The 12589-nt window shown below is 63.5% G+C and carries 10 protein-coding genes; all 10 read right to left on the bottom strand.

What is annotated here, in order from left to right; all coding sequences use genetic code 11:
• Positions 1-26: 26 nt before the first annotated feature.
• A complete protein-coding gene (locus ACEN2S_RS14925) occupies positions 27-326 on the bottom strand; it encodes a hypothetical protein (RefSeq protein WP_441867164.1) in 300 nt (99 codons plus the stop codon).
• Positions 327-562: 236 nt separating this feature from the next.
• On the bottom strand, positions 563-1486 hold the full coding sequence (locus tag ACEN2S_RS14920; protein WP_441867161.1) for a glycoside hydrolase family 26 protein: 924 nt from the start codon (positions 1484-1486) through the stop codon (positions 563-565).
• A gap of 32 nt (positions 1487-1518) precedes the next feature.
• Entirely contained in the window at positions 1519-3315 is a 1797-nt protein-coding gene (locus tag ACEN2S_RS14915) for a glycosyltransferase family 2 protein (protein ID WP_441867159.1), read from the bottom strand.
• A complete protein-coding gene (galE, locus tag ACEN2S_RS14910) occupies positions 3299-4288 on the bottom strand; it encodes a UDP-glucose 4-epimerase GalE (protein ID WP_441867156.1) in 990 nt (329 codons plus the stop codon). The genes ACEN2S_RS14915 and galE overlap by 17 nt, the downstream gene beginning before the upstream one ends.
• A 13-nt stretch (positions 4289-4301) precedes the next feature.
• Positions 4302-5306, bottom strand: coding sequence for a UDP-glucuronic acid decarboxylase family protein (locus ACEN2S_RS14905; protein ID WP_441867451.1), 1005 nt, complete (start codon positions 5304-5306; stop codon positions 4302-4304).
• A 590-nt stretch (positions 5307-5896) separates the two neighbouring features.
• On the bottom strand, positions 5897-8509 hold the full coding sequence (gene mprF / locus ACEN2S_RS14900) for a bifunctional lysylphosphatidylglycerol flippase/synthetase MprF (protein ID WP_441867153.1): 2613 nt from the start codon (positions 8507-8509) through the stop codon (positions 5897-5899).
• Between the two features lie 140 nt (positions 8510-8649).
• Complete coding sequence (eda, locus tag ACEN2S_RS14895; protein WP_441867151.1) at positions 8650-9294, bottom strand: bifunctional 4-hydroxy-2-oxoglutarate aldolase/2-dehydro-3-deoxy-phosphogluconate aldolase; 645 nt, start codon at positions 9292-9294, stop codon at positions 8650-8652.
• Positions 9295-9401: 107 nt separating this feature from the next.
• Positions 9402-10703, bottom strand: coding sequence for a D-amino acid dehydrogenase (locus tag ACEN2S_RS14890; protein WP_441867148.1), 1302 nt, complete (start codon positions 10701-10703; stop codon positions 9402-9404).
• Between the two features lie 187 nt (positions 10704-10890).
• Positions 10891-11367 carry a heme-degrading domain-containing protein gene (locus tag ACEN2S_RS14885; RefSeq protein ID WP_441867145.1) on the bottom strand — a complete coding sequence of 159 codons (477 nt, stop codon included), beginning with the start codon at positions 11365-11367 and terminating at the stop codon, positions 10891-10893.
• Between the two features lie 226 nt (positions 11368-11593).
• Positions 11594-12358 carry an alpha/beta hydrolase gene (locus ACEN2S_RS14880; protein WP_441867142.1) on the bottom strand — a complete coding sequence of 255 codons (765 nt, stop codon included), beginning with the start codon at positions 12356-12358 and terminating at the stop codon, positions 11594-11596.
• Positions 12359-12589 lie beyond the last annotated feature (231 nt).

Here is a 12589-nt window from a genome sequence, read left to right as displayed (position 1 = left end):
CAAACGCAGTGAAGAGCTGCTGCGCCTCAGCGGGCGAAGCACTGTGAGCGACGGCCGAAGCCCGCGGGCGAGCACACATAGGCACCGCGCGCCACCACCTGCGTCGGCTTCAGGTTTTGCTCCAGCTGCGCCACGTTGAGCGTTGCGGCAGGGGCCTTCAGCCAATCGAACTTGACCGTCTTGGTGACCACGAGGCCACGCTGCACAGCACCCTTACCCGATGTGCTGTCCTTTGCCCCGGCCGGTCCCGCCAATGCCAATGCCAGCATGCCGAGACACATGACTTTACCCAAAGCGCCTGCGGCGCCTGAAAGCGTTTTGTCCATTCAGATCTCCTGCCTCACTCTGCGCGGAGCCCCCGACAGGACCCGCGTCACGTTTATTTGCAGCCATGTACGTTTAAAGAATCCTAAAGGTCAAATACGCCTAAAACATGAAAAATGGGCGGCCCTTTCGGACCGCCCCGTCGCGTTAAAATAATCTTGCGTTCGGGCATACTTATCAGGAACCACCAGATCGGCGGAATTTTGCCCCTATCCTTTTGCGCGGCGAGTCCGCACGCTCAGTTGGTCAGGCCATCGACGATATTGTGGTCAAAGCGCCAGTCCGGTTTGCCGAATCCATCCGGCCAGGGGTAGACCTCGGCCTGATTGAAGTAAGACACCCCGACCAGATTGGGGTAGCGCGGGTCAAGCTGGCGCACCCGGTTCTCCCAGGCCTGCACATAGGCCGCATCGCCGCTGAAGCCCAGCTCGGCCACCACGACCGGCTTGCCAAAGGCCGCGGCGCGGGCGTAGCGCTCGGCGAAGATATCGTCAAAACTGCGGTCACGGCCAAATTTGGCCTGATCATAGGCCTGCAACCCAAAGACCGTCAGCCCCACCAGATCCACGTAATCGTCGCCGGGATAATAGGCCGCCATGCCCGCCTCGCCCAGCGGCGACCAGAGCACATTGATGTTGGGTGCCGCGGCACGGCAGAGGTCGATCATCCGCCGATAGGCCGAGATGTAGTCCTCGGGCCGCCAGTTTGACCAGATGAACTGACCGCTTTTGTCATCCATCTCATGGCCCCAGCGCAGGGTGACCGGGCTTTTCAGCGTCCCCAGCACCTTGCAGACCGCAATCATGTTGCCGTCGTAATCGCCATTGGCGATGCCCGCCCGCAAGTACCCGGCTGTGTTGCGTTCGCTCCGCGACCATGTCCAGGGCTCCAGCGTCACCAGCAAGGCGCGGTTGCGCGCATGGGCATAGGCATCGGCATTGACCAGCGATTGCAGCGACACATCCTCCCAGGGCAGGAACAGATGTTCGATCGTCACTTCGCCATCCTGCGAAAAAGCCCCGTCGGGGTCATAGACCCCGAATGGCAGCGCCCCCGGCGGGGCCGCATTCGCGACCGGCCCCCCGGCCAGCCATGCTGCAAGCATCAGCGCAGCAACAGGCCCCCCGCCCGCTGCACGCCGCTCGGATTTGGTCGGTCTCATGATCTTGCCTCCTCTCGTGCCCCTGAGGGCGTTCAGTTCCAGCCGGGCGCAAAGCGGAAATCCATCTGCCCTGGCCCCCCCTGCCCCGCGCCTGCCACCACGAATTCGACCCGGGTCAGGTGAAAAGGCTCCATGCCCGCGGAAAGCGCATGCAGGCTTTGCACCGCGCGCAAATCCAGCGACACCGCAAACAGGGCGATGATTGTCGCCATGGTTCCCGCTTGCAGCAGCAGATCTCCGCGCTGCGTGCGCCAGTCGATCCGGTTTTCCCGGAAGTGGTGAAACACAATCACAATGACATTCGTGCCATAGAGCACGGCATTCGCCAGCAGCAGAAGATAAAACCCCCGCGCCTCGTGCAGAGTCCCGATCACCATCACCGGAATGATGCACCCCAGCGCCAGCGCGGCATAAAGCGCCACGATTTTTTTAGGAAGGCGGGTTTGCACGGCATCTCCCTTGGGGGTAATCCGGAAATCAACAAACTTGCCGGTGATTTTATCCCGCAGCGCCATCAGGCATCCCCAAAGCACCCAGGGCCATTGCAGGCAAACGAACAAGGCCCGCTCCCACGAGATTACTTTGGCGTCGAACGGCCTGAAGAAACCATCCCGTTTCATCTCATAAGCAAACACCAGCATGATGATAGCGGAAGGCAGCATATGGCCGAGGAAGGCCGGAAAGGTCACATCCGCAAAGCGCATGTCGAGGCAAAGCGCCAACAGCGGCACCAGATACATGATGACCATATTAACGGCAAAGATCGGATACCAAAGCTGACACAGAACAAACAGAAACTTCAACCGCCACGGCAGATGCGGCAATGACTGTCCGCTGTGGCTGAGCAGCAAGGTCAACAGGCTGCGCGACCATTGAAACTCCTGCGTCACCATATCGGGAAGGCTGGCAGGGCCGTCGCCATAGGCAATGGCATCAATCGCATGGACGCCGCGCCAGCCGCCCGCATTCATCCGCATCGAGGTGGAATGGTCCTCGGCCAGTTCGGGTCCCAAACCGCCAATATCGCGCAGGGCCGCCGTGCGCACCGCGTAATGCGAACCAATGCACATCGGCGCCAGCATGCCGGCATATCCGGCCTGGAAAATCCCGTGAAAAGCGGCTTCGGCAAACAGCCTTGTCCGCGCCGCCCAACTCTCCTTGGCATTGGCCGAGCAAATGCTGGGTGCCGAGACATAACCGACGCCGGGATCGGCAAAGGGCCGCAGCATCTCGCGCAGATAGCCCGGCTGCGGGACGTGATCGGCGTCAAGCTGCACCACGAGGTCGTAGTCGTCATACCCCCAATGGTCGTAGAAATAGGCCAGATTGCCCTCTTTGCAGCGGGTGCGGCGGGGCCAGACCGGTTGGTGATAGGCGGCCACCCCCTTGCGCGACGAAATCCGCACCCCCCGCGCCGCGCACCAGGCGATGGTCGCGGGCTGCGGATCTTCGTCGGCCAACCAGGTGTCATGAGGATAATCCTGCGCCAGCATCGCCTCCAGCGTCCGGGTCAGCAGCGCGAGCGGTTCCGACGGGGTTTTGGTCACGATCATCGCGACCCGTGCCTGCCCCGGCACCGGATCCGGCGCCACCGATCGGCGGGAGGCCAGAAACACCCGGACGAAATAGGCTTGCGTCAGGTAGATCCAGAGCATCGGCGCCGTGACCAGCAGAAACGCCCAGAGCGACAGCACATGCGCGGGCGTGAGCCACCAGAGCCAAAGATAACCGACACTGACCAGCCATATCAGGCTAAGGGCGCGATATTTGGTGCGTTTTACGCCCGAGAGCACGGGCTCCAGGAACAATGGCTCAGAGACTTTGCGCATGGCGGATCTCCGACAGGAACCAGGGAGCGGCGGTTTCCACAATCGTGTCGAGGTCGGACAATGCTGTGCGAAACTGCAAAAGCGCGGCGGCCGCAGCAGGGTCGGCCGTCAGCACCGGCGGGTCACCCGCCCGGCGCGGCATGTCGATCATCGGCACCGGACGCCCGGTCACGCGAAAGATGGCATCCGCCAGATCCCGCACCGAATGCCCCTGCCCGCTGCCGAGGTTCAGGGCCAGATTCTCACCGCCGCCCCGCAGATGGTGCAGTGCCAGCACATGCGCCCGGGCCAGATCGCTGACATGAATATAGTCCCGGATGCAGGTGCCGTCTGGGGTGTCATAATCGGTGCCATAAACCTCAAGTGCGGGCCGTTTCCCCGCCGCCGCCATCAGCGCCAGCGGCAGCACATGGGTTTCCGGCTCGTGCCACTCGCCCAAAGCGCCGGAGGGATCCGCCCCCGCCGCATTGAAATAGCGCATGCTGATGTGGTGCAGCCCATAGGCTGCCCCGAAATCTCGCAGCATCTGTTCGCACATCAGCTTGCTGCGGCCATAGGGGCTGATCGGGTGCTGCGGGCTGGCCTCGGTGATCGGCAGCACAGCGGGAATGCCATAGGTGGCGCAAGATGATGAAAAGACGATCTTATCCACCTCGGCCTGCCGCATCGCCGCCAACAAGCTCTGCATGCCGCCGACATTGTTGTCGTAGTATTTGGCCGGATCCACCATCGACTCGCCGACATAGGCACAGGCGGCAAAATGCATCACCGCCCCGATGCGATGATGCCGCATGGCCTGCACCAGAGCCGCCGTGTCGCGGACATCGCCGCGCACCAGCGGGCCAAAGCGCACCGCTTCGGCATGGCCGGTGGCAAAGCTGTCATAGGTGACGGGAAGAAATCCCCCCGCCGCCAGAGCTTTGCACGCATGTGAGCCGATGAACCCGGCCCCGCCTGTGACCAAGACATGCATGACCCATCCCCCGTCACGAGACCCGCTGATGGGCAAGACCGCCCTGCGACAGCTCGGTGGCAAAATAGGCGATCGTGTGCTCCAGCCCCTCGCGCAGCGAAACACGGGGGCTCCAACCCAGCCAGTTTTGCGCACGGGTGATGTCGGGGCGGCGCTGGCGCGGATCATCGACCGGCAGATCGCAATACACCAGCGACGAGCGCGACCCGGTTTTTTCCAGCACGAGTTTCACCAGCTCCAGCATGGTGAACTCGCCCGGGTTGCCCAGATTGACGGGCGCCGCGCATTCCGACGGCGATGCCATCAGCGCCTGCAAGCCGGCAACCAGATCATCGACATAGCAGAACGAGCGCGTCTGCTGGCCGGTGCCATAGATCGTCATATCCGAGCCGGAGAGCGCCTGAACCACGAAATTCGACACAACACGGCCGTCATCGGCACACATCCGGGGGCCATAGGTGTTGAAGATCCGCGCGATGCGGGTGTCGACGCCATGGCATTCCGCATAGTCGTGAAACAGCGTTTCTGCAGCGCGTTTGCCTTCGTCATAACAGGCGCGCGGTCCATAGGTATTGACCGATCCCCGATAATTCTCGGGCTGCGGCGAAATTTCCGGATCGCCGTAGACTTCGGACGTCGAGGCTTGCAAGATCCGCGCCGATTTCTCCCGCGCAATGTTCAGCAGATTGATCGCACCAATCACCGAAGTGCGGAATGTACGCACCGGGTCGATCTGGTATTTCGGTGGCGATGCCGGGCAGGCCAGATTGTAAATCTCATGCAGGACACCCGGAATCCGCAGCGGCAAGGTGACATCATGGCTGCGGAATGAGAAATTCGGATGGCCCAGCAAATGCTCGATATTCTCGATGCGGCCGGTTTCGAGATTATCAACACAAATGACCCTGTGCCCTTTTTCGATCAAGGCATCACACAGATGAGATCCGACGAATCCGGAGCCACCGGCCACCAGAATACGCCGTGGCCGACGCCGCAGAATTGTTGCTGCTGAAGACATGCGAAGAGTGCCGTTTGTCACGGTCGCGTTCATTTTTAACCCCCCCAAAACTTTTAAGGAGCGCCCACTGTTTGCCATAGTGAATGTGCACGCCTACCCGATAGCCGTTCCCTTCTGGAACACGGCGGCATGTCTTTTTGCTCGATCTTGTACAGATGGGTGCTGCTGCACCATGCGGGGAATTCCATTCCCACTGCATTGTTACATGGTCAATCGGCGTTAAGGTTCTGTCAATTTATTTATGATTGCCGCACCCATAGCTCCGGCGCCGCGCACCGTTTGGATCAAGAATTCCATAATCCAGAGAATAATCGCAACCGCAGATTGAATTATGGAATTTTAAATCCATTTCTTGCAGCGCTAATTTCTTGGGGCAATGTCCGGATAGACAGTGAAAATAGAATCACTTGACCCGGGCTAGTTAAAAAGAACTAGATCGTTGGGCATAATGCAAGACCTTTGGATCCGGACTTTGGTCTGAAAGCGCGCTATCCCAAATTTTTGGCGAAATGCCGCCGCTTCGCTCAATAGATCCGCAAAAATAAGCCGCCAGTCCTTCTGCGATGATCCCGGCGCGCCCTGGCCCCTCGCTATTTCCCGATAATCCCCTTGGCGCCCCCGGCGATCAGCAGCGCCACATCCTTCATTGCCACCAGCGGCGAGAGATTGCCGGGGATGGCAATGAACCGCGGCTCCCACCGGGGCTGGAATTTCTGCTTGAAGGCCCGCAGCCCGGCGAAATTGTAGAAGGCCCCGCCGTGGCGAAAGATCAGCACCCCGAAACGGTTCCACAGCCGCGCACCGCGCCGTGCCTCGATGCCCGCGAGAGGCGCCATGCCCAGACTGAAAGACGCAGCACCCGCATCGCGCGCGTGACCGATCAGGGCGATGAACAGGAATTCCATCATGCCACTCGCCGCCTCGGGCCGATAGCGCATCAGATCAATCGAAACGCGGCGGCTGTCGGCGGGCCACAGGATATTTGCGAAGGCCAGAACGCGCCCGTCCCGGCGGACGATGCCCAGCGAAAACCGGTTGAGATACTCCGCATCAAAGCGCCCGACGGAAAAGCCTTTTTCCCGCCCGGCCTTGCTGCCCAGCCAGGCGTCGGAAATCTCGCGCAATTCTGCGATCAGCTCAGGCGCATGCGGCGGCGCGAGGACGGAAAAATCCAGCCCTTCCTTTTGCGCCTTGTTATGCGCGGCCCGCATCGTCTTGAATTTCGATCCTGCGAGCGAGAACTCGGCCAGGTCGACCACCGCCTCTTCGCCGATCTTGTGCAGCGAATAGCCCATCTCGATCCAGAGCGGCAGATAGCGGTTGCTCACCTCGTAAAACACCGGGCGGCAATTGGCGGTATAGGCCTCATCGGCAAAGGCCCAGGCCAGCGCCGGGATTGCCGCAGCGGGGCCGACCGGGTCGGTATAGGCCACCCAGCTTTTGCCCTGCGCGGCATACATGATGAAGGCCTGTCCCTGATCGTCCAGATACAACGCCTTGTCCCCCGTCAGCGCGAGGCAGGCCAGCGGATCCTCTTGCGCATCCACGATCAGGGCGGCGGTGGCCAGGCCTTCGGCATCGGGCACATGGCTGTGCGCCTGCGCCGGTTGCAGCGCGAGATAGAGGGTGAAGAACACCAGCAGCGCCGAGGCCAAGAGCCCCGCCCGCAGCGCGCGCGGCGTGTTTTCGGCACCCGAGAACCCCGTCCACAGCCCCTCGGAATAGGGGGTGGCGGCATGCATGAAGAAAAAGAACGCGGTGACCGCCAGCAAGATGGCCACCACCAGCGCGATCCAGCTGGGCGTCAGCACCGCATGGGTGAGCTTGGCCGAGCGGTAGAAATCGCGCCGGAAGGGCCAGAGGATCAGCGCGGCGGTCAGCAAAAGCAGCGCGCTTTCCACATCGAGGTGATTGAGCAGCGAGGCGACAACGGCCGAAAGCAGCGCCACTTCGGTCAGCCAGAAGGCCCCGGAGATCCGCCGCGCCAGCCCCTGCGACAGGATCAACAGCACCGTTCCCAGCGCGGCGGAGAGGATGGTCCCCCCCTCGAGCAGGATCGCCGCCAAAAGGTCATTCGGGTCGATCTCGTCGGGCCGCACCGAGGGGATCAGCGACATCAGGATCAGATAGACCCCCACCCCGAAGGCGAGGATCGCCACCAGCCCCGGCACCGAGACGAGCACCGAACGGAAAAGGGGCTGCAACTGCTCGGGCACGTCGCCCAGGAGGCGCGCGGCCGCACCCCCCGCCAGCCGCGCCTCGTTCAGTGCGACGATGGCCAGCGAGATCAGGAAGGGCAGCAGGTAATAGATGACCCGGTAGAGGACAAGCGCCGCCGCCACCTGATGCAGCGGCACGCCCGGCGGCATCCCCGCCAGAAACACCGTCTCGAAAACGCCAACGCCGCCCGGCACATGGCTGAGCACCCCTGCCGCCAGCGCCACCGAAAAGAGGGCCAGCACGCTGATGTAGTCCGGTCCGCCCGCGGGCAGCAGAATATAAAGCGTCAGCGCCGCCATGGCCGTATCCACCAGCGTCAGCGCCAATTGGCCAAAGACGATGGCGGGGCGCGGTGCCGAAATCTCATAACGGCGGATCCGCAGGACTTTGCCGGTGAACGACAGCCAGAGCATCAGCGCCAGCAGCGCCAGCAACACCACCGTTGCCCAAAGCCGGATCTGCCCCGGCGGCAGCGGCGAGATCGGGGCCAATGCGCCGGGATGCAGGATCATCGCCCCAAGGCCCACGACCGTGATGCCAAAGCCAAAGGCCAAAGCCACAAAGGTGGAGACGGCGGCAACTTCAAAGGCGTTCAGCCCGAAGGCGGAATAGATGCGGTAGCGCACCGCCCCGCCCGAAATCACACTGACGCCGACGGTGTTGCCGAAGGAATAGCCGAGAAAGCCGCCAATCGCCACGATGCGCAGCGGCACCTGTTTGCCGAGATAGCGCAAAGCCGACCAGTCATAGCCGATCAGCGCGACATAACCGAGCGCCGTTGCCGCCACCGCTTTGGCAAAGACCGGCCAGGGCATCGCCTTGACCTGCGCCAGCACATCATGCGGATCGACCGGCTTCAGCAAACGGTAGAGTGCGAAAACCCCCATCCCGAACAGCGCCAGCCCCAGAATGACCGGGCCAAGATTGCGCATCCAGCGCGCGAAAGCGCTGGTCGTCGCCGGTGTGGAGGAAGTCTCGGTCATCTACCGTCCTGTGCGCCGTTTCCGCTGCCCGTTCCAACCCTGTTGGCGCGCGAAATGCAAGCCCCGCGCGAGATGCGGACCGCAGATTGACGGACGTGCCCGGCAGAGAGACCGCCGGGCAGGCGCGCGATGGCGAGGGGTCAGGCGCCGCGCAGCTCTTTCACGCGGGCGACCGCGGCCTTGGCATTGGCGGTAATCTTCGCCCAATTGCCCTCGGCAATATCCTTGCGGGTGGCGATCCAGGTGCCGCCCACGGCGCGCACTTCCGGCAGCGCCAGCCAATCGCCCAGATTGTCGAGCGTGACGCCGCCGGTCGGGTTGAAGCCGATGCCGGTGTGCAGATAGGGCGCGGCGATGTTTTTCAGCATGTTCGGCCCGCCCGCGGGCATTGCCGGGAAGAACTTGACCATGCCACAGCCCAGACGCAAGGCCACCTGCAGATCCGAGGGTGTCATGATGCCCGGCGCGAAGGGCAGGCCCTTTTCCATCGCATGGGCCACAACGGCCGCGTCAATCCCCGGTGCCAGCGCGAATTTCGCGCCAATCTCCAGACATTGATCCACCTGCGCCTCGGTCAGGACGGTGCCCGCCCCCACCAAGAGCTCGGGCCGCTCTGCGGCAATCGCGGCAATCGTGTCGCGTGCGGCTTCGGTCCGAAAGGTGATCTCGGCCACCGGCAGGCCGCCCTCGAGCAAGGCATCCGCCAGCGGCAGCGCCGCCGCGGCATCATCCAGTGCAATCACCGGGACCACGGCAAAACGGGAAATCTGATCGAAAATGGACATGGCAAAGCCCCCTTTAGCGCTAACGGGGCCCCGCGCCCCGCCCCCGTCATAGGGCGGAACATCGCCCGACACAACGAAAGCGGTGGCCTCGGGTCAAATTTCCGCCGTCACTGCGCGCGGGCCGGGCGGAGTGCCGGTTTTGGCGCCGCACGGCGGGCCTCATAGCGGCCATAGCCCAGATCGGCCGTCTCGATCTCGGTCGCGCGGCCCGACATCACATCTGCCAGAACCCGGCCCGAGCCCGCCGCCATCGTCCAGCCCAGCGTGCCATGCCCGGTGTTGAAAAAGAGGTTGCCGATCGGCGAGCGCCCCACGACCGGGGTGCCATCGGGCGTCATCGGCCGCAGACCGCACCAGAACTGCGCCTGCGACTGATCGCCCGCACCGCCGAACAGATCCTCGACCGAATGCTCCAGCGTCGCGCGGCGCTTGGGCGAGAGGGACATGTCAAAGCCGCGCAGCTCTGCCATGCCGCCCACCCGGATCCGGTCGCCCAGACGGGTGATCGCGATCTTGTGGGTTTCATCCATCACGGTGGATTCGGGGGCTTTTGAGGCATCCACCACCGGCACGGTGATCGAATAGCCCTTCACCGGATAGACCGGCAGTTTCATCCCGAGCGGCGCCACCAGCTGCGGCGAATAGCTGCCCAGAGCCACGACAAAGGCATCGGCCGACAGCGCGCCAATATCCGTCTCGACCGAGGTGATGCGCCCCGCATCGCCGTTCAGGCGGCGGATCTGCGTGCCATAGCGGAAGACCACCCCGGCCGCGCGGCATTTCGCCTCCAGCCCTTGGGTGAATTTGAAGCAATCGCCGGTTTCATCCTTCGGCAGCCGCAGCCCGCCCGCAATCTTGCCCCGCGCGGCGGCCAGGCCCGGCTCAACCGCGATGCAGCCGTCGGTGTCGAGCACTTCAAACGGCACGCCACCCTCGCGCAGCACGGCAATATCCTTGGCCGCGGCCTCGACCTGATGGGCATCGCGGAACAGCTGCAAGGTGCCCTGCATCCGCTCGTCATAGGCCACCCCGGTGCTGCTGCGCAGGTCGGTCAGGCAATCGCGGCTGTACTCGGCCAGCCGCACCATCCGCGCCTTGTTAACCGCATAGGCGGCGGAATTGCAGTTCATCAGCATCTGCGCCATCCAGCGCAGTTTCACCGCATCCGGCTTCAGCCCGACGATCAGCGGCGCATGTTTCATGAACATCCATTTGATCGCCTTCAGCGGAATGCCGGGCGCGGCCCAGGGCGCGGAATAGCCGGGGCTGACCTCGCCCGCATTGGCAAAGCTGGTCTCGAGCGCCGGAGCCGGCTGCCGGTCGATCACGGTCACTTCATGACCGGCCTGCGCCAGATACCACGCCGAAGTGACACCGATAACCCCTGCCCCCAAGACGATAATCTTCATTCCGGCCGCTCCGCGCTGAACTGTTCTGTGATGCAAAACAGTGTAGCGCAGATGTCAGAAATGAATGGGCAATTTGCCCCGCCGGATGCAGTGTTGACGCAAGATATCATCTCAAAATTGGGGTTTTCGCGAAGAAAATTCAACCCCAGCTCGCATCAGCCGCAGCCTGTCCCGCCAGATTGCCGACTCAGGCCAGAAACCCCCGCAAGGTCTCCACGATCAGCGCGTGATCCTCGATCTGCGGCAGGCCGGAGACGGTGATCGCCCCCAGCACCGGCCCCTTGGTCAGACGAATGGGAAAGCTGCCGCCATGCGCGGAATAGACCAGAGGATCCAGCCCCCGGCCCAGTCCGAAACTGTCCGGGTCCTGCCCTTTGGCCCGCATCGCCGCGCCCACGGCCAGCGACGCCCGGTGCAGATGCAATGTCGTGTTGGATTTGCGCTGCGCCCAGAGGTCATTGTCCGGCGTTGCGCCCGGCAATGCGAGATGGAAATAGGTGCGGTCACTGCTGCGGATGTTCAGCACCACCGGCGCGCGCCGCTCTTGCGCCCGTCGCGCCAAAGCCTGCCCGAGCGCCCATGCGGTGTCCTCGTCAAAGCTGACAAAACGCAATTCAAGCTCTTCCCGCGCGATTTGCGCCAGCATCCCCGTGATGTCCTCCAACCCTGCCTCCCGTTGCGATCAACCATGAACCCTGTGCGGCGATATCGCCGATCCGCCAAAGCTTAAGGCGCTGCAGGACGCGGGGCAATTTATTCAGGCGGTGCGCGGTGCGGCACAGGCGTTTGCCCGCAGCGACCCGGCCCCGCCCGGACCGGGCCACGCACATAACACCCCCCACCTGCCCTTCGCGCCAGCCATCGGCGGGTTTTTGCTCTGCCTGCGGGGTTTAGTCCGGATGGGCAGGGCTGGGCGGGGTGAGCACTTCCTCCACCGTCGCCTCAATCAACGCCAGGCAGTCCGGGCTCGAGAAGCGGTGGTCGGCGCCTTTGACCAGCGTCAGCCGCAGATCCGGGCCGGTGGCATGCGCGAGCAGCCGTAGTGCAACCTCTTGCGGCACGTCCACATCCGCCGTGCCCTGCAGACAGCGCACCGGAAACGGCAGCGCCAGCGGCTGGCGCAGCACCAGCCGGTTGCGCCCCTCATGGATCAGGCGGCGGGTGATGATATAGGGGCCATCGTCATAGTCCGAGGGCACGGCAATCTGCCCCTCCGCCACCAGCCGGTCGCGTGTGGCCGCGTCCATCGCCGCCCACATGCTGTCCTCGGTGAAATCGGGCGCGGCGGCAATCGTCACCAGACCCGCCACCTTTTCCGGCCATTCCCGGCAGAGCAGCAGCGCGATCCACCCCCCCATCGACGATCCCACCAGCACCTGCGGCCCCTCGGTCAGCGCGGCCAGCGCATAACGGGCATCCTCGTACCAATCGCCGATGGCCCCGTCCAGAAATGCGCCCGAGGATTGCCCGTGCCCGGAATAGTCAAAGCGCAAGAACGCCCGCCCCGTCGCCCGCGCCCAGGCCTCCAATGCCAGCGCCTTGGTGCCCTGCATGTCCGAGCGGAAGCCGCCCAGAAACACCACGCCCGGGCCCTGGCCTTCGGTGCGGGCATAAGCGATGCGGCGGCCTTCGGGGGTCTCAAGATAGTCGGTCATGCGGTTCTCCTTTCGCGCCAGTCTAGCGGCGCGTGGGCGCTGAGGCCAGAACGCTCCGCGGGGGATATTTTAGATCAGGCAAAGCGGCGGGGCGGTCGCAGACGGGTCAGGTTCGTCTCAGGACAGGCGGGGGTCGCACAGTACCGGTGCGCGGGCCGGGGGGAGGCGATTGGCTAGAGGCGCGCCGGAGACCGGGCGGTGGGGCAAGGGGCGGCGCGCGCCCACCTTGCT

The sequence above is a fragment of the Phaeovulum sp. W22_SRMD_FR3 genome (assembly GCF_052113705.1).
In the GTDB taxonomy this organism is placed as follows: Bacteria; Pseudomonadota; Alphaproteobacteria; order Rhodobacterales; family Rhodobacteraceae; genus JBGQOG01.
The sequence above is the reverse complement of the archived record's forward strand: the minus strand, read 5'-3'. Positions and strand labels throughout refer to the sequence as shown.